Annotated in this window: 14 protein-coding genes; 6 read left to right on the top strand and 8 right to left on the bottom strand. The window is 62.9% G+C overall.

Going from position 1 to position 17710, the window contains the following annotated elements:
- Window positions 1-151 precede the first annotated feature (151 nt).
- The 3 genes from pepD to QZS21_RS07580 all read right to left on the bottom strand — a co-directional run bounded on the left by pepD (window position 152) and on the right by QZS21_RS07580 (window position 5590).
- A complete protein-coding gene (gene pepD / locus QZS21_RS07590; RefSeq protein WP_295581979.1) occupies window positions 152-1597 on the bottom strand; it encodes a beta-Ala-His dipeptidase in 1446 nt (481 codons plus the stop codon).
- A gap of 214 nt (window positions 1598-1811) precedes the next feature.
- Window positions 1812-3683, bottom strand: a complete 1872-nt coding sequence (locus QZS21_RS07585) for a sigma 54-interacting transcriptional regulator (protein WP_295581977.1) — start codon at window positions 3681-3683, stop codon at window positions 1812-1814.
- 500 nt (window positions 3684-4183) lie between these two features.
- Complete coding sequence (locus QZS21_RS07580; RefSeq protein WP_295581975.1) at window positions 4184-5590, bottom strand: S1C family serine protease; 1407 nt, start codon at window positions 5588-5590, stop codon at window positions 4184-4186.
- Window positions 5591-5859: 269 nt separating this feature from the next.
- Between QZS21_RS07580 and QZS21_RS07575 the strand changes: the two genes are divergently transcribed.
- A complete protein-coding gene (locus QZS21_RS07575) occupies window positions 5860-7464 on the top strand; it encodes an NAD(P)/FAD-dependent oxidoreductase (protein ID WP_295581973.1) in 1605 nt (534 codons plus the stop codon).
- 64 nt (window positions 7465-7528) lie between these two features.
- On the opposite strand, the gene QZS21_RS07570 is transcribed toward QZS21_RS07575, so the two are convergent.
- Complete coding sequence (locus QZS21_RS07570) at window positions 7529-7909, bottom strand: MerR family transcriptional regulator (protein ID WP_295581971.1); 381 nt, start codon at window positions 7907-7909, stop codon at window positions 7529-7531.
- An 89-nt stretch (window positions 7910-7998) separates the two neighbouring features.
- Between QZS21_RS07570 and QZS21_RS07565 the strand changes: the two genes are divergently transcribed.
- Window positions 7999-8973: a D-2-hydroxyacid dehydrogenase gene (locus QZS21_RS07565; RefSeq protein ID WP_295581968.1), complete on the top strand. Its 975-nt coding sequence runs from the start codon at window positions 7999-8001 to the stop codon at window positions 8971-8973.
- Window positions 8974-9014: 41 nt separating this feature from the next.
- Window positions 9015-10199 carry an iron-containing alcohol dehydrogenase gene (locus tag QZS21_RS07560; RefSeq protein ID WP_295581966.1) on the top strand — a complete coding sequence of 395 codons (1185 nt, stop codon included), beginning with the start codon at window positions 9015-9017 and terminating at the stop codon, window positions 10197-10199.
- Between the two features lie 363 nt (window positions 10200-10562).
- Here QZS21_RS07560 and QZS21_RS07555 read toward each other — a convergent pair whose 3' ends face one another.
- Both QZS21_RS07555 and QZS21_RS07550 read right to left on the bottom strand, forming a co-directional pair.
- Entirely contained in the window at window positions 10563-11912 is a 1350-nt protein-coding gene (locus QZS21_RS07555; RefSeq protein WP_295581964.1) for an MATE family efflux transporter, read from the bottom strand.
- Between the two features lie 24 nt (window positions 11913-11936).
- On the bottom strand, window positions 11937-12785 hold the full coding sequence (locus QZS21_RS07550; RefSeq protein ID WP_295581962.1) for an AraC family transcriptional regulator: 849 nt from the start codon (window positions 12783-12785) through the stop codon (window positions 11937-11939).
- 213 nt (window positions 12786-12998) lie between these two features.
- Here QZS21_RS07550 and thyA point away from each other — a divergent pair, with 213 nt between their 5' ends.
- Window positions 12999-13829 (top strand): thymidylate synthase, encoded by an 831-nt coding sequence (gene thyA, locus QZS21_RS07545; RefSeq protein ID WP_295581959.1) that lies wholly within the window; start codon window positions 12999-13001, stop codon window positions 13827-13829.
- Window positions 13830-13838: 9 nt separating this feature from the next.
- Window positions 13839-14336 (top strand): dihydrofolate reductase, encoded by a 498-nt coding sequence (locus tag QZS21_RS07540; RefSeq protein ID WP_295581957.1) that lies wholly within the window; start codon window positions 13839-13841, stop codon window positions 14334-14336.
- Between the two features lie 86 nt (window positions 14337-14422).
- Here the strand turns inward: QZS21_RS07540 and yfbR are convergent, their stop codons facing one another.
- Together yfbR and mtaB are read right to left on the bottom strand one after the other, a co-directional pair.
- The gene (gene yfbR / locus QZS21_RS07535) at window positions 14423-14998 is read right to left on the bottom strand and encodes a 5'-deoxynucleotidase (RefSeq protein WP_295581955.1); all 576 of its coding nucleotides are present in this window, start codon (window positions 14996-14998) and stop codon (window positions 14423-14425) included.
- A 1-nt stretch (window position 14999) separates the two neighbouring features.
- Entirely contained in the window at window positions 15000-16289 is a 1290-nt protein-coding gene (gene mtaB / locus QZS21_RS07530) for a tRNA (N(6)-L-threonylcarbamoyladenosine(37)-C(2))-methylthiotransferase MtaB (protein ID WP_295581953.1), read from the bottom strand.
- A 107-nt stretch (window positions 16290-16396) separates the two neighbouring features.
- Between mtaB and QZS21_RS07525 the strand changes: the two genes are divergently transcribed.
- Window positions 16397-17530 carry a cysteine desulfurase family protein gene (locus QZS21_RS07525; protein WP_295581951.1) on the top strand — a complete coding sequence of 378 codons (1134 nt, stop codon included), beginning with the start codon at window positions 16397-16399 and terminating at the stop codon, window positions 17528-17530.
- The last annotated feature ends 180 nt before the right edge of the window (window positions 17531-17710 follow it).

Below are 17710 nucleotides of genomic sequence, written 5' to 3'. Positions count from 1 at the left end.
CGTTTAAGATAAGCGCAAGTGAATGTTTCGTGCATAAATTTGAATGATCGTTGCAATGAGAGCAGCCACTGTCAAATGATAAACTTTCTGTGGACGAAAACAGTTGCTTTGCCTTCGCCGGCACTTATCTGAACTGGAATTTCGGTTTTTGTCAGTGAATCCTGCTTAGCAGCGCAATCAGCTTCCGGTAGTTATCCCGGCATTCAGACGCCAGAAAATATTCTCTGGGAGAGTGTGCGTTATAGTAGGGCGGCGCCAGCGCCACAAAAGAGACGCCGGGCATGTTTTCACAGAAGATGCCCGCTTCCAGCGTTCCCTCGGACAGGGTGGGATGATGGTCATCATAGGTATCACAGATTAGTTTCAGCAGATTATCATCCATGCTGTAATCCCACTGCGGCAAATCCCTGCGGACCGTTGGTACAACATGCAACGCCTTGCTAAGGCGAGCAACCTTATCGAAAAGCTGATATTTTTTGGATGCGGTTACGCTTCTAATAAGCAAATCCACATAGATGCGATCCGGATACGTCTCCAGAACGCCCACATTGGAGCAGCTCTCCATGGAGCCCTCAAACTCCCGGTTCAGGGAGAACAGGCCGTCCGGCAAACAGGTCAGCAATGTCAACAGCGTGTCCTTCACAGATTCTGTAAAAGCCTCGAAAGCAGTTTCTCCGGTGGGCCGTAGAACAACTTCCACGCCCGGGTCACGTTTGGCCAGTTCCTTTCGGAAATCCGCCAGGCAGCGGGCTGTGATCTCTTGTGCGAAAGGAACCTGTCCCGGTTCAAGTGCAATCACGGCGGAAGCGTTGCGCGCAAAGGCCGTCGGAAAGCCTCTGCCGCCCTGGACGCGAATCAGATGGTAGGGAAGTTCCTTCTCCAAAGCGCACAAAACTCGGGCCATCAGTGCGATGGCGCTGCCCAGCTCCTGCATTGCCTGCGCACCGCTGTGGCCACCCTTCAGGCCGCTGACCTCAAGGGCACATACCGTAAGCCCCTGGGGCAAAGATTTTTTCTCCGCGCCGATATCTATAGAAACCTCCAACTCTCCGGCGCCGCTCACCTGAACCGCTGAGGAATCCAGATTCAAAATAATTTTGCTCTTCAGCTTGGAAAAGTCCAAACCATATGCGCCATTCATATTGGTTTCTTCATCGGTTGTAAAAACCGCCTCAATTGCGGGGTGCTCAATGGTCTTGTCCGCCAGAATCGCCATGATGACCGCAACACCCAGTCCGTCGTCCGCTCCCAGCGTCGTACCGTCTGCCGTGATTTTGTCCCCGTCCTCCACCAGCAGGCGGAGGGGGTCCTTTTGGAAATCGTGCTCAACTCCCGGTTCTTTCTCGCAGACCATATCCAGATGGGCCTGGAGCATGACGGTGGGCGCATCCTCATACCCCGGCGTAGCCGGCTTACAAGCGATTACATTATAAGCATCGTCCTGCCGGACCTCCAGTCCAAGCCCTTGAACATAAGAAACCATAAAATCGCTGACAGGCTGTTTCAATCCCGGCTCTCTGGGAATGGTGGAAAGGTCCCAAAAACAGCGGAGCACATCCTGCGGCTCCAACCCTCTGATCGCATCATAACGTTCCATTTGGCTCCTCCTTGCGTGTGATTATTCAGTGCGCATCTGTTGCAAAGAGTAAACCACATTCCCTCTAACTTGGTCAATACCACCGGTTTTTCCTGAAACCGATGGTGAATTCTATCACTTTGATACAATTCGCGCTGTAACAATAAAGAAAAACACTATCAAAATGATAAGATCAGAATCATTTTGATAGTGTTTCGTGGGCGACCGTGGATATTCAGTCGTCAAATCCGTATTTTTTTATTTTTCTATAAAGGGTCGCAGCGCCTACTCCCAGCATCCGCGCCAGATCTTCATTAGAAACATGCTTTTCCCGCCGATACGCCAGTGCCCGTCTGATGATGGCCCGCTCCGCCTCTTCCAAATTGAAGGTAGGCGGCAGTTGGGATTCTACTGAGGAGACCACTCGCGCCGGTAATAAATCCGCTCGGATCTCCTGTGGGTAGGCCACCATATTTATCACATATTCCATAGCGCTGCGCAGCTCTTGAATATTTCCCGGCCAATCATAGGCAATCACCCGGTCCCAAAACGCATCCTCAATGTTCTGGATGGACTTGTCCAGTTCCTCTGCATAAAACCGAATGTAGTAGGCTGCCAGCGGGCGAATGTCCTCCCTCCGGCTCCGGAGAGGCGGGATATGGATGTGAATCACATTGATGAGATAGTACAGTTCCTGATCAAAAAGCCCCTTTTTGCAAACCCGATCCAGATTTTCCTTGGTGGAAGCAATCACGCGGACGTCTACCCGCCGCTCCTTTTTGGAACCGCCGCGCAGAATTGCTTTTCTCTCCACCAAAGGAATGAGCTTTTTCTGGGCTGATCTAGGCAGCGCCGAGATATCGTCCAGATACAGCGTTCCGCCGGAAGCCGCCTCGATGCGCCCGGGTTTTCCGCGGCTCCCCGCCACATTGGAGATTGTTACCGACCCAAAAAGATACTCCAGCAGATCCTGCTCGGCCATCGCCGCGCAGTCCACGCGAACAAACGGCTGACTGCGGCGGCCGCTCTCGTTGTGAATGGCCCGGGCAAACAATTCGGTTTGAAGTCCGTTTTCTGCGGAAATCAGTACGCAAGACGAAGAATTGCCCGCATTGAGAACCTGTGTGCGCACCGCCTGAATTTCCGGAGAGGTGCCAATAATGCTTTTATAGAGAGATTTCTGTCCAACCCAATTTTTAGCGGCGTTTGAGGCGGAGAAAATGAACACTTCAGAATAAATATCCATATCAATATGGTACAGATTTCCCACCACCGCATACTGGGTGATTCCATCACCAATTAGATACTCCGATTGTGAGTCTATCTTCTCTCCAGTAGGCTCCAGGGAGATAATCCGTGACCGAAGTTCTGGAAAATGGCTGTGAAGAAGCTGCATTCCAGCCTTATTCAGGCGAAGAATCTTGTAGTTTCGATCCAGCACCATCACACCAGAATCAATCTGGTCGATGACTGTTTCCAGCAGTCGGAGAAGGGTTTCGTTCCGCTGAATTGCAGTTGTCTGATCAGCTTCTGTGGAAATAAAGCCAGCGATCTGTTTCAGAAAAAGAAGATAGGATTTGTGATTTCGCAGAATTTTTTTCATTTGCTGGGGCGTCTCGGGGTTGAGCGTAATCGCCCCAATCACGTTTTCGTGAAGCAAAATCGGCACCCAAATCTGCACAATATCAGGGCATTGGTCCCTATAATGACAGTCCTTGCATCCAGGGTGCCCAAAAGGCTCCAGCATAACTTGCACTTCTCCGGTCTTTAGGGTGGTTCTTCCAATATTCCCATTCAACACCACATTGGATGCATCCAGTTTTCCACCATAGGTCAGCCGGTTTTCTTCAGAATCGAAAATGGATACGGGCGCCCCAATCACCCGCGTGATGATATCCGAGTATTTCATGAGAGTCGGCTTCATCTCGTGAAGAATGTTGCTCATTTTTGTTTCCGCCCCTTCCCTCAATGATACATACAAGTGACCAGATACCGGCTGTGCATACATTGCATGATAGAATTTGAATTTACTATACTCTATTCGATGAAGCAAGTCAAACCGCTGGGAACGCAGCCTTTTTGTGGACGCGTCGGCAAAGCCGTCCATGGGTTTGAATGATGCGAAACTAGAGGGAACCGGCAATACGGAGGGATCGGCGGTGTAGCTACATATGGCCGCCTAATCCCCCTTTTTTTGCTTCTTCTCCGCCAGTCGGTTTCCCGCCCAGCATTGTGCCCAATCCTTCCCAAAAAAGTTCTTGCTTTTTGTCACTTTTTTCGCTATACTTCAATATAAAGATTCTGTTAAAAAATATTTATTTTTTGACAAGAAGTCGTTAATACTAAAAGGAGGCGTACTTATGGAACCCGCTGGCATCTTAATCGTTGCATTCATTGTCATCATGGTGGTGGTCGCCGTCGTCAACAGCAAAAAGAAAAAGGATGGCAACTCGGAAGATCAGGAGTAATCCCCGGCTCCTAATTTTTTAAAAAAAGCGCACCGTTAAAAACGGTGCGCTTTTTCATTCAAAGTGTCCGCCGCAATGGCAGCCGTTTGCCTTGCCGCAGCGATTGCCGCGGGGCCGCCGTCAGACACGGGCCGGGAAGTTAAGCGGCGTCCCGGACGCTGCTGCCGTTGTAGCCGCCGCCGTAGAAGTAGCGGAAGAGGTCGTCGAAGGGGTCATACCCGCCGGACTGGCCGCCCTGCTGGTTCTGCGGGGCCTGCTGCTGGGTTTCGGTGCTCTGCCGGTCAGCGGGCACAGAGTCCCAGGTGACCTCCAGGGTGGTCTCCTGGCCGTCCCGGTAGACGGTGAAGGTGGCGCTGTCCCCGGCGGCGTACTGCTTCTTGACCGCCGTCAAATCCTCCATGGTGGCGATGGCGTGATCGTCCACCTTGGTGATGACGTCGCCCATCTTCAGCCCCGCCTTGGCGGCGGCGGCGTTCTCCTCCACGGAGTAGACGAAGACGCCGCTGGTCACGTCGTAGCGGTACTGGGCCGCCATCTGGCTGGTCATGGAGCCGCCGGTAATGCCCAGATAGGGCTTGTTGGTCACGTAGCCGTTGGTCATGATGTCCTCGATCATGGCCACCACGTCGTTGATGGGGATGGCGAAGCCCAGGCCCTCCACGCTCTCACTGGAGTAGCTGGAGTACTTGGCGGAGACGATGCCCACCACCTCGCCGTAGCTGTTGAGCAGGGGGCCGCCGGAGTTGCCGGGGTTGATGGAGGCGGTCACCTGGATCATGTTGAAGGGGGTGCCGTTGACGTTGATGGCCCGGTTCACAGAGGAGGCGATGCCCTCGCTCATGGAGAAGGTCAGCTCTCCCAGGGGGTTGCCGATGGCCAGCACGTGGTCGCCCACGTTCAGATTGTCGCTGTTGCCCAGGGTGACGGCGGGGAGGTTCGCGGCCTCCACCTTGATCACGGCGATGTCGTAGTCCTCGTCGCCGCCGATATAGCGGGCGTCATAGCTGTCGCCGTTGTACATGGTGACCTTCACGGTGTCGGCGTCCTTCACCACGTGGTAGTTGGTGACGATATAACCGTCCTTGGTGAGGATGAAGCCGCTGCCGGCGGAGGCGGTCTGCACCGCCTGGCCGAAGAAGTTGGTGCCGCTGGTGCCGGTGACGTTGATGGAGACCACGCTGTTGACGTTGGCGGCGTAAACCTCCGCGTCGCTCATCAGGGTCTTGCCGTCCACGCTCTTCACCGCCACCGGAGTGGCCGGGCGGCTGCTGACGTTGACCTCGGAGGCCGTCCCGCCGGAGCGTCCGGCGGCGTAGACCACGCCGCCGCCTGCGGCGCCGCCCAGCAGGGCGCAGCACAGGGCCAGCGCGGCCACCTTCGTTCCCATGCGGTTCTTTTTCACAGGCTTCATCTCCTGGACCGGCTCCTGGGGGCCGGACTGATATTGGCGGAGCTGGTCGTCCACCGAGGGGCGGGAGCCCTGGCTGGACTCGCTGCCGTCTTTGCGATAGGTGTAATGATACAGATTCTGTTCATCGTTATACATATTGACTCCTCCTTCTATGTATCCCGTTTTTTCCTTTGTCAGAACGCAGTATACAGGGAACTTATGTCGAACCCGTGAAGGAACTTTGCACATTCCCTGAACTTTCGTTCCGCCTTCCTTGAGCTTGGCCTTAGTATAGGGCGGGTAACTTAAAAATCCCTGAAAGAGTTTTGAACCATTTGTGAATCCTGAAATTTTCCAAAACTGGTTTTCCTGCTTGAAAAACTGTGCTATGATGGGGATGACAACCTCTGAAAGGAACAACCGCCTTGCTGAAAATTGAGAACATCAAGCTGCCCCCCGGGGCGGATATGGCCGCTCTGGCCGCCCAGGCCGCCCGGCTGCTGAAGGTCCGGGAGAAGGAGCTGCTCTCCCTCCGGGTGCTGCGCCGCAGCGTGGACGCCCGGGAGGCGGTGAGCCTGGTCTACACGGTGGAGGCCGCCGTGAAGGACGAGGCCGCCGTCTTGAAGCGCTGCCGCAGCAAAAAGGTCTCCCGCCTGGAGCGGGGAGACCTCTATCTCCTGCCCGCCCCCCTGCCTGCGCCGGCGGTGCCGCCGGTGGTGGTGGGCGCCGGGCCCGCCGGGCTGTTCGCCGCCTTGGTGCTGGCCCGGGCGGGCCTGCGGCCCATCCTGCTGGAGCGGGGGCGGCCGGTGGAGCGGCGGAAGGCGGATGTGGACCAGTTTTGGTCCACCGGTGAACTGGACCCCGCCTCCAACGTCCAGTTTGGCGAGGGGGGCGCCGGGGCCTTCTCCGATGGGAAGCTGAACACCGGCACCCGGGACATCCGCCACCGCTGGATTCTGGAGACCCTGGTGAGCTGCGGGGCGCCGGAGGACATCCTCATCGACGCCAAGCCCCATGTGGGCACCGACTACCTCTACCGGGTCCTCCAGCGGCTGCGGCAAAAACTGCTGGACCTGGGGGCGGACATCCGCTTTGAAAGCCGCCTGGAGGACCTGGATATTCGGGAGGGGGCCCTGGCCGCCGTCACCGTGGCGGGGCCGGAGGGGACCTACGCTCTCCCCTGCCGCGCTCTGGTACTGTGCCCCGGCCACTCCGCCCGGGACACCTTCGCCATGCTCCACCGGCGGGGCGTCGCCATGGAGGCCAAGGCCTTCGCCGTGGGGGTGCGGATCGAGCAGCGCCAGGCGGACTGCGACGCCGCCCAGTACCGGCAGTTCGCCGGGCGCCCGGGACTGCCCGCCTCCACCTACCAGCTCGCCTGCCACCTCCCGGGCGGCCGCTCCGTCTTCTCCTTCTGTGTCTGCCCCGGCGGGGAGGTGGTGGCCGCCGCGTCGGAGGAGGACCGGGTGGTGACCAACGGCATGAGCGCCTTCGCCCGGGACAGGGAGAACATCAACGGCGCCCTGCTGGTCAACGTCACCCCCGCCGACTTCGGCGGCGACGGCTCCCCCCTGGCGGGCATCGCTTTCCAGCGGCGGCTGGAGGAGGAGGCCTACGCCCTGGGCGGCGGGGGCTACCGGGCCCCGGCCCAGCGGGTGGGGGATTTTCTGGCGGGGCGGCCCTCCGTCGGATGCGGCGGCGTGACCCCTAGCTACCGCCCCAGCGTCACCTGGACGGACCTGCACCGCTGCCTGCCCCCCTTCGTGTCCGCCGCCCTGGAGGAGGCCCTGCCCCTGCTGGGCCGGAAGCTCCGGGGCTACGACCACCCCGACGCGGTGCTCACCGCCGTGGAGAGCCGCACCTCCTCTCCCGTCCGCATTCCCCGGGACGAGGGCGGCCAGGCCTCCCTGCCGGGGCTGTTCCCCTGCGGCGAGGGGGCGGGTTACGCCGGGGGGATCCTCTCCGCCGCGGCGGACGGAATGCGGGCCGCCGAGCAGGTGTGCGCCGCCCTGGGGGGCTGCCGACCCTGAGACGCCGAAAACGCGGACCGGGACGGCGGAGCCTGTGCTCCGCCGTCCCGGAAACCGCTGGGATTTACGCCTCTTTTCCCTCCGCCGCCGCCTTCATGGCGGCGTAGCGGCGGATCTTCCGCTCCACATGGGCCAGGTTCGTCTGCATCTCCACAATCTGCCGCTGGGTCTTCTCCCGCTGGGCCTCCAGCAGCGCCAAAATCTCGTCCACGTGCGCCGCGCCGCCCTCGATGTAGCCGAAGAGCTCCCGCATCTGGGGAATCGTCATGCCGGTGCCCTTGAAACAGCAGATGGACTCCAGCCGCCGGAGGTGCTGCTCCTCATACACCCGCTGGTGCTCCGGCGTCCGCCCCACCTGCTTCAACAGTCCCACCTCCTCGTAGTACCGCAGGGTGGAGGCGGGCAGGCCGAAGCGGGCCCCCAGCTCCTTGATCGTATAGGTCATCCGTCCACGTCCCTTCATTTTTTTGAAATAGCCCTTGACTTCAAGTATACTTGAAGTGCTATGGTTTGTAAATAAGGAGGTTTTTCATCATGAGCCGCGACATCTGTATTTTCCAGGACTTTCTCACCGAGACCCACCGGGAGCGGATCGACGCCGCCGCCCGGGCGGCGGGCATGACCGCCCACTACTTCACCACGGACCAGTTTGAGGAGGCCAAGGCCTGCCTCCAGCACTGCGAGGTGCTCTACGCCCAGGACCCGGAGCTGCTGCGCTCCGCCCCCGCCACCCTGCAATGGTACTGCGCCTCCTCCGCGGGGGTGGACGTGTACTGCAAAGACGACGGCATCTTCCAAAACCCGGCGTGCCTGCTCACCAACTCCAACGGCTACGGCGCCACCATCGCCGAGCACGTGGTGATGGTGGCGCTGCTGCTGCTGCGGCGGATGCCGGAGTACGCAGGCCCCCTCAGCCAGCACATTTGGGCGCCCCCCCGGCCCATCCGGTCCATCCGGGACAGCGAGATCACCATTCTGGGCACCGGCAACATCGGCAGCAATGTGGCCCAGCGGATGCGGGGCATGGGGGCCTCCCGGATTGTGGGCCTCAGCCGCAGCGGCAAGGCCCGGGAGGACGTCTACGACGAGGTGCGCCCCATCGGGGAGCTGGACGCGGTGCTGCCCAAGGCGGAGATTCTGGTGATGGCCCTGCCGGCCACGGCGGAGACCGCCGGCATCCTCAGCCGGGAGCGGATCGCCCTGCTGCCGGAGACGGCCATCGTCATCAACGTGGGCCGGGGCACCGCGGTGGACCAGAACGCCCTGGTGGAGGCCCTGAACGCCGGCCGGATCGCCGGCGCCGCCCTGGACGTGATGGTGCCCGAGCCCCTGCCCAAGGACGACCCCCTGTGGGACGCCAAAAACGTGGTCCTCACCCCCCACACCTCTGGCAATCTGACCCTGGGCTACACCTGCGACGTCAACGTGGACATGTTCTGCACGGACATTGCCAACTACGCCGCTGGGCGCCCCCTGGCCCACCTGGTGGACCGCAAGCGGGGCTATTGATGAAAGATCATTTTCCAATTTGAAGAAAGAAGGATGTTTTCATGGACAATTTCGAGTTCTACTCCCCCACCCTCTTCGCCTTCGGCGACGGCGAGGAACAGCGCGTAGGCGCCCTGGTGCGGCGCTTCGGCGGGTCCAAGGTGCTGCTGGTGTACGGCGGCGGCTCCATCAAGCGCAACGGCGCCTTTGACGCCGTCACCGCCTCCTTGGCGGAGGCGGGCATCGCCTGGGCGGAGCTGAGCGGCGTCCAGGCCAACCCCCGCAGCGGCAAGGTGTACGAGGGTATCGAGATCTGCCGGCGGGAGGGCGTGGACTTCCTGCTGGCCGTGGGCGGCGGCAGCGTCATCGACACCGCCAAGGCCATCGGCGTGGGCGCGCTGTACGACGGCGACTTCTGGGACTTCTTCGCCGGCAAGGCCAAGGTGGAAAAGACCCTGCCCGTGGGCACCGTGCTGACCATCGCCGCCGCCGGCAGCGAGGGCAGCGACAGCATGGTGATCACGCTGGAGGAGGGCAACCTGAAGTGGGGCGCCCCCAAGACCGACGTGATCCGCCCCAAGTTCTCCGTGCTGAACCCCCGGTACACCTGCTCCCTCCCCGCCTACCAGACCGCCAGCGGCGCCGTGGACATGATGGCCCACATCCTGGAGCGGTACTTCACCAACACCCCCGACGTGGCCCTGACGGACCGGCTGTGCCAGGCCCTGCTGAAGACCGTGGTGGACGCCGCCCCCAAGGCCATCGCCAATCCCGACAGCTACTCCGCCCGGGCGGATCTGATGTGGGCGGGCATGCTGGCCCACAACAACAGCTGCGGCGTGGGCCGGGCCCAGGACTGGGCCAGCCACCAGATCGAGCATGAGCTCTCCGCCTTCTACGACTGCGCCCACGGCGCGGGTCTGGCGGTGGTGATGCCCGCCTGGATGGAGTTCGTCATGGAGCACAACCCCATGCGCTTCGCCCAGCTGGCCGTGGAGGTGTTCGGCTGCGAGATGGACTTCGCCTGCCCCGCCAACACCGCCCGGGCGGGCATCGCCCGCCTGCGGGAGTTCTTCCGCTCCATCGGCATGCCCACCACCTTCGGCGAGATCGACGGCGCCAAGGAGGAGGACATCCCCGCCATGGTGGCCCACCGGCGGGAAAAGCCCAACGGCTTCCCCTACGGCGGCTTCGTGAAGATCGGGCCGGAGGAGATGGAGGCCATCCTGCGCCTCACCGTCCGGTAACAACCTCTATAAAAAGAAGCGCCCTCCGCTATGCGGAGGGCGCTTCTTTTGGGCAGACGAACGCGTGCGGCAACGGTTTGAGCGGGCCGGAAAGGCCCATCGCGGACGTGGGCGGCGGGCCCTCCCAGGACTGCCAGGCCCCGGTGCCGAGATGGATCGTCCGCTTTCTGGACGCGCACAGCGGGCCCTCCCAGGGCGGTCAACCGGCGCATCCTCCGGCGGCACGGCCCACCGCCCGCACACCTGCGCTCCGGGAGGGCTGTTCCGCCGCGGACACGCCGCGGCAGACCGGGGAGTCCTCTTCGTTCGCCGCCGGGCCTCTTCGGCAAACGGAAGCGCCCTCCGCATAGCGGAGGGCGCCATTCACTCCTCCAGGCCCATGGTCTCCCACTTGTGGCCGTGGAAGCGGTGGAGAAAGAGGGCGGAGCGCGCCAGCCAGTCCAGCACCATGGCAAGCCACACCCCCAAAAGGCCCAGCCCCGCGTACCGGCCCAGCAGAACCCCCAGCGCCACCCGGAAGGTCCACATGGACACGCTGGACACCACCAGGGTATACCGGGTGTCCCCCGCCGCCCGGAGGGCCTGGGGCAGCGTGAAGGACAGCGGCCAGATCAACGTGGCCATCAGCCCGTGGAGCCAGATCACCTCCCGGGCCATGGCCGCCGTCTCCGGCGAGACGTTGTAGAGCAGCAGCACCAGGGGCAGCGCCGCCAGCGTCAGGGCGATGGTGCCGGCCATGTAGAGGTAGGTGGTCTTCACCAGCCGCTTGGTGTAGCGCCGGGCCTGCTCGTAGCTGCCCGCCCCCATGCACCGGGAGACCACCGTCACAATGGCCAGGCCCAGGGCGTTGCCCGCCACGCACTGGAAGGAGGCCATGGCGTTGCCGATGGCGTTGGCGGTGACGGAGGCGGTGCCCAGCACCGATACCGTGGACAGCAGCAGAATCTTGCCCAGGTTGAACATACCGCTCTCCAGGCCGTTGGGCACGCCGAAGTGGAGGATGTGCTTCACCACATACCGGTCGTTCCGCAGGGGCACCCGCCCCACCCGCAGCGGCAGGCCCGGCCGCCGCAGCAGCACCAGCATGGCCGCGGCCGCCGCCACCCGGGACACCACCGTGGGAATGGCCACGCCCTCCACCCCCATGTGGAGTCCAAAGATCAAAAAAGCGTTGCCCGCCACGTTGACGGCGTTCATCCCCAGGGACACCCACATGGAAATCCGGGAGTTGCCCATCACCCGGAACAGCGCCGCCCCGGCGCTGTACACGGCCAGGAAGGGGGTGGACGCCTCCACAATCAGATAATAGGTGTTGGCGTAGGCCGCCACGTCCGGCTCCACCTGGCCGAACACCACCCCCAGGACAAAGCCCCGGAGCAGGTAGAACAGCACCGTGATGAGGAGGGAGGCCTCCCCCATGAACAGCAGCAGCTGCTCCCCGGCGTGGGCGGCCTTCTCCGCCTCCCGCCGCCCCAGGTACTGCCCCGCGATGACGGCGCCGCCGGTGGCCAGCGCCGCGAAGGCGTTCACCAGCAGCACGTTCACCGTGTCCACCAGGCTGACGGCGGAGATGGCCGCCTCCCCCACCTGGGCCACCATGATGGAGTCGCACAGCCCCACCGTGATGGCCAGCAGCTGCTCAATGACCAGCGGCACAATCAGCCGCCGCAAATCCAGCCTGGAAAATTCCGCCTTGATCGGATTGCTCTCCATGTTCTCCCTCTTTTTTCCCAACACTCACCGAAACTCCCGGGGGCTCATGTGGAAGGTGTTCTGAAAGGCCCGCAGGAAGGTGGAGTACTCGCCAAACCCCGCCTGCTCCGCCGCCTTCATCACCGGCACCCCGGCGCGGATCAGCTCCCCCGCCCGCAGCAGCCGCTTCTGGCTGATGTACTGGTGGACCGTGTAGCCGGTGACGGCCTTGAACCGGTGCATCAGGTAGTACCGGCTCAGGAAAAACCGTTTTGCCAGCAGGTCCACGGTCAGCTCCTCCTCCAGATGGGCGGCGATGTACTTCAAAATCTCCTCCATCTTCGGGTCCACCCGGTAGCTGTCCCGCTCCTCCTGGGCGGTGCGGGAGCGCAGCACGTCCCGGTTCACCCCCACCAGCAGCTGCTGGCACAGGGTGTCCGCCATCCGCCGGCTGCCGAACTCCTCCGAGCGCAGCGCCGCCTCCAGGCTCTGGATGAGCTGCATGTAGTGCAGCCGCCGCTCCCCGTCGGTGCGCAGCAGGTGGAAGCCCCGCTCCCGGGTGGTGTCGAAGCAGGTGTCCAGCGGCTCCGCCGGGTCGCTGCGCCGGGCGGACCACTCCCGCCCCAGCCACACCACAATCCGCTCGTAGGGCTCCGCCGGGTCGATGACGGGCCGGTGGATCAGGTTGTGCTGCACCAGCAGAATGTCCCAGGGCTTGAGAAAGTAGGTGACGCCCTCCACCACGTAGGTGACCCGGCCCCCCAGCAGCAAAATCAGCTTGTCGAACTCGTGGTAGTGGTAATCCAGCTCCTGGGCCCGGCTGTCCTTCAGGTGGAACAGGCGGAAGTCCTCATTCAGGTAGCCCCGCTTGCCCACCTCACTGCGGTCCAGCATCGTCCATCGCCCCCTTCGGTCCGCCTATCTTACCGCACTTTTTACGGTTTTACAACCAAAATTTCACACAAACCACGCCTTTATTCTCCGCAACCTTTGGAGAATGCGGCAAAAAACCGCCCAAAAAGGCGGAAAAGTTGTCCACGCGGCCCGGCTTGTCATTTTTCGGCGGATTTGATATACTGGGAGCAATGTAAAAAAGGAGGCGCGCCCATGAGCCACGCAGACGAGCTTTTCATCCGCACCTGCCGGGACATCCTGGAAAACGGCGTCTGGGACACCGATCAGGAGGTCCGCCCCCGCTGGGAGGACGGCACCCCGGCCCACACCGTCAAGAAATTCGGCATCGTCAACCGGTACGACCTGCGCCGGGAGTTCCCCATTCTGACCCTCCGGCGGACCTATTGGAAGACCGCCGTGGACGAGCTGCTGTGGATTTGGCAGAAGAAATCCAACAACGTCCACGACCTGAACGCCCGCATCTGGGACCAGTGGGCCGACGAGACCGGCTCCATCGGCAAGGCCTACGGCTACCAGCTGGGGGTGAAGCACCACTACCCCGAGGGGGACATGGACCAGGTGGACCGGGTGCTCTACGACCTGCGGCACAATCCCGCCTCCCGCCGCATTCTGACAAGCCTCTACAACTTCCAGGACCTCCACGAGATGCACCTCTACCCCTGCGCCTACTCCATGACCTTCAACGTCTCCGGCAACGTGCTCAACGCCATTTTGAACCAGCGGAGCCAGGACATGCTGACGGCCAACAACTGGAACGTGGTGCAGTACGCCGTCCTGATCCACATGTTCGCCCAGGCCAGCGGCCTGACGGCGGGCGAGCTGGTCCACGTCATCGCCGACGCCCACATCTACGACCGCCACGTGCCCATTCTGGAGAAGATGCTCTCCCAGACCCCCGCCCCGGCGCCGGTCTTCTCCATAGACCCCGCCGTGACGGACTTTTACGCTTTTACCCGGGACAGCTTTTCCCTGGAGGGCTACACCCCCGCCCCCTTTGCGGACAGCATCCCCATCGCCATTTGAGGTGCGCACATGAATGCCATTGTTGTTGTGGATCAAAACTGGGCCATCGGCCGGGAGGGCGGACTGCTGTTCTCCCTGCCCACGGACATGAAGCGCTTCCGCATCCTGACGCTGGACGGCACCGTGATTCTGGGCCGCAAGACCCTGGACTCCTTCCCCGGCGGGCGGCCCCTGCCCCGGCGGCGGAACATCGTCATCACCCACAATGTGGACTTCGACCGCTGGGGGGCGGAGGTGGTCTCCAGTCCCCAGGCGGCCCTGGAGGCCGCCCGGGACGCCGACGGGGAGCACCTGTGGGTCATCGGCGGCAGCAGCGTCTACACCGCCCTGCTGTCCCAGTGCCGCCGGGTGTATCTCACCCGCGTGGACGCCGCGGCGGAGGGGGCGGACACCTTCTTCCCCAACCTGGACAAGCTGCCAGGCTGGGCGGTGGAGTCCGTCAGCGACCCGGTGGAGGAAAACGGTCTCACCTACCGGTTTGTCGATTATATCAACCGAAAAATCTAGTATCTTGCACAAAAGTACCCGCCAGGAGGGTTCCTGGCGGGTACTTTTGTCCGTTTGGCAGCCCGTGCCCCATGGACGGGCCGCCCCTATTTCAGCTGGTCCAGTGTCAGGGAGAAGCTGTCGATAAAGGTCTCCAGGAAGTAGGCCACCTCCGGCAGGCCGTATCCCTCCAGCGTCCGGCGGGTCTGCTCCGCCGCCTCCCGAAACTCCAGGTTCCCCGCCTTCAGCTCCTCCACGCACTTGATATAGGCGGACAGCTTGTCCGCCGCCTTCACCAGTGCCGCCGTCTCTGGGTCCGCCCCGGTGAGAAGGCCGCGGTACGCCTCCCGCAGCTCCGGCGGCAGCATGGCCAGCAGCTTCTCCTCCGCCACCGCCTCCACGTCCTTGTAGGCCCGGCGGATGTCCGGGTTGTCGTACTTGATGGGCGTGGGCATGTCCCCGGTGAGAATCTCGCTGGCGTCATGGTACAGCGCCGCCGCCGCCACCGCGCCGGGATCCGCGGTTCCGCCGAAGAGCCGGTTGCGGATCACCGCCAGGGCATGGGCCAGCACCGCCACCTGGTGGCTGTGCTCCTGGACGTTCTCCGGGGCGGTGTTCCGCATCAGCGCCCAGCGCTGAATGAAGCGCATCCGGGAAATGTAGGCAAAAAAGTGACTTTTCATCTCAGTCCTCCCTCAGCTCGCCCAGCAGGGACTGCCCGTCGGTGCCTGTGATACGGACGGGCTTTACCGTGTTGTGCAGTCCCTCGCCCTGGACCAGCACCTCCATATAGTTGGGGGCCCGGCCGAAAAACCGCCCCTCCCGGGGCTGCTCAAAGAGCACCGGGTAGGTCTGCCCCACGCAGGCCTCCAGATAGGCCCGCCGCATCCGGGCCGCCAGGGCGGCGGCCCGCCTTGCCCGCTCCTCCTTCACCGCCTTGGGCACCTGGGCCATCTCCGCCGCCGGCGTACCGGGGCGGATGGAATAGGGGAAAATGTGCATCTGGGCAAAGCCGCACTGCTCCAAAAAGGTCAGCGTCTCCTGGAACTCCGCCTCCGTCTCCTCCGGAAATCCGGTGATGAGGTCCGTGGTGACGGCCGGATGTTCAAAATATTGATTCAAAAGCGCAACAGACTGCGCATATCGCGCCGTGTCGTACTTCCGGTTCATCCGCTTCAGCGTGGCGTCGCACCCGCTCTGGAGGGACAGGTGGAACTGGGGGCACAGGTTGGGCAGGGCCGCCGCCCGGCGGCAGAAGTCCCCAGTGACGGTGCGGGGCTCCAGGCTGCCCAGCCGGATGCGGACACCGGGGGCGGCGGCGCAGACCGCCTCCACCAGGTCGATGAGAGTACGGCCGGTGTGCAGGTCCCGGCCCCAGGAGGAGATCTCGATGCCCGTCACCACAATCTCCCGGTAGCCCTCCGCCTGGAGGCCCGCCGCCTGGGCCGCCGCTGTCTCCAGCGGGGCGGAGCGCACCGGCCCCCGGGCGTAGGGGATGATGCAGTAGGTGCAGAAATTCACGCAGCCGTCCTCCACCTTCAGCATGGCCCGGGTCCGCTCCGCCATGCCGCCGGCGGGCAGCACCTCAAACGCCCGCCGCTCAAAGGAGCGGTCGATGGCCTCGATGGTCCCCCGCTCCGCCGCGGCCTGCTCCAGCAGGTCCAAAAAGCCCGTCCGGTCCCCGGTTCCGGCGATCAGGTCCACCCCCAGAAGCCGCACGTCCTCCGCGTGGGTCTGTGGATAGCAGCCGCACACCGCCACCACTGCCGCCGGGTGCTGCTTTTTCACCCGGTGGATCACCTGGCGGGACTTCTGGTCGCTGACCGCCGTGACGGAGCAGGTGTTCACCACGTAGGCGTCCGCCTCGCCGGAGAAGTCCACCACCTCGTGGCCCCGGGCCCGGAGGGACTGCTCCATGGCCTGGGTCTCGTATTGATTCACTTTGCACCCCAGGGTGTAAATGGCAACTTTCATGGGTTACTCCTTGCGCTTTTCGCAAAATCTCTATATAATAGGTTGGCTTTCCTGATTATACTTGGAAATTCTCCATTCAGCAAGCCCCAAGAAAAGGAGTTGTCGCGATGATCTATCTGGACCACGCCGCCACCACGCCGGTGCCCCGGGCGGTGGCGGACGCCATGTACGCCGTGTTGACGGAGCAGTTCGGCAATCCCAGCGCCCAATACGGCCTGGGACTGGAGATGAAAAAGCGGGTGGCCGCCTGGCGGGAGACCGTGGCGGCGGCGCTGGGCTGCGAGCCGGGGCGGCTGTTTTTCACCTCCTGCGGCACCGAGGGGGACAACTGGGCCATCCAGGCCGCCCTGTGGCAGAATCGCCGCCTGGGCCGCCACATCGTCACCACCGCGGTGGAGCACAGCGCCGTCCTGGAGAGCTGCAAGTGGATGGAACGGCAGGGCTATGAAGTGACATACCTTGCCCCCGACAGCCAGGGGCGTATCTCCCCGGAGCAGGTCCTTGCGGCGGTGCGGCCGGACACGGCGCTTCTCAGCGTGATGCTGGTGAACAACGAGCTGGGCACCGTCTACCCCCTCCGGGAGATCGGGGCGGGCCTGGCGGCGCGAAATCCCCAGACCCTCCTCCACACCGACGCGGTGCAGGGTTTTTTGAAGGTCCCCTTTGCCGCCCGGACCCTGGGGGCGGACTTTGTCACCATCTCTGCCCATAAAATCGGCGGGCCCAAGGGCATCGGCGCGCTGTATATCGGCCCCCGGGTGCGGAATCCCCGGCCTCTGCTGCCCGGCGGCGGCCAGGAGGGGGGGCTCCGCTCCGGCACCGAGGCCACCGCCCAGATCGCGGGCTTCGCCAAGGCGGCAGAGCTGCGGACGGCCCGGCTCCGGGAGAACCTGGACCACATGGCGGCCCTCCGGGACCGGGCTGCGGCGCAGCTCTCCGCCATCCCGGACCTGCGTCTCATCGCCCCCGGCGGCGCCCCCCACATTCTGGCGGTGTCCCTGGAGGGCTGGCCCAGCCAGAACATCGTCAACGACCTGGGCAGCCGGGGCATCTGCATCTCCGCCGGGTCCGCCTGCCATCAGGGCAAGCCCAGCCACGTGGTGGCGGCGCTGGGGCTGCCCAAGCGGGTGGCCGGCGGGGTGATCCGCCTGAGCTTCGGCCCCGAGACCACGGAGGCGGACATCGACGCCTGCGCCCAGGCCCTCCGGGAGCACCACGACACGCGGATGGCCATGCTGTAAGTCGTCAGATCGTCAGAACAAACTGCGCTCCGCTCGCCCTGTCCTGCGGACAGGTCTCCCGCCGCTCCGTTTGTTCTTCCTCTCCCCGTGAAAACCGCTTCGCTGGGTTTTCCCGGGGGCCCTGATGCGCTCCGCTCGCCCTGTCCTGCGGACAGGTCTCCCGCCGCTCCGTTTGTTCTT

Origin of the sequence: uncultured Oscillibacter sp. (assembly GCF_900544955.1) — a bacterium.
Lineage (GTDB): Bacteria > Bacillota > Clostridia > Oscillospirales > Oscillospiraceae > Oscillibacter.
This window is presented reverse-complemented; position numbering and strand designations above follow the sequence as displayed.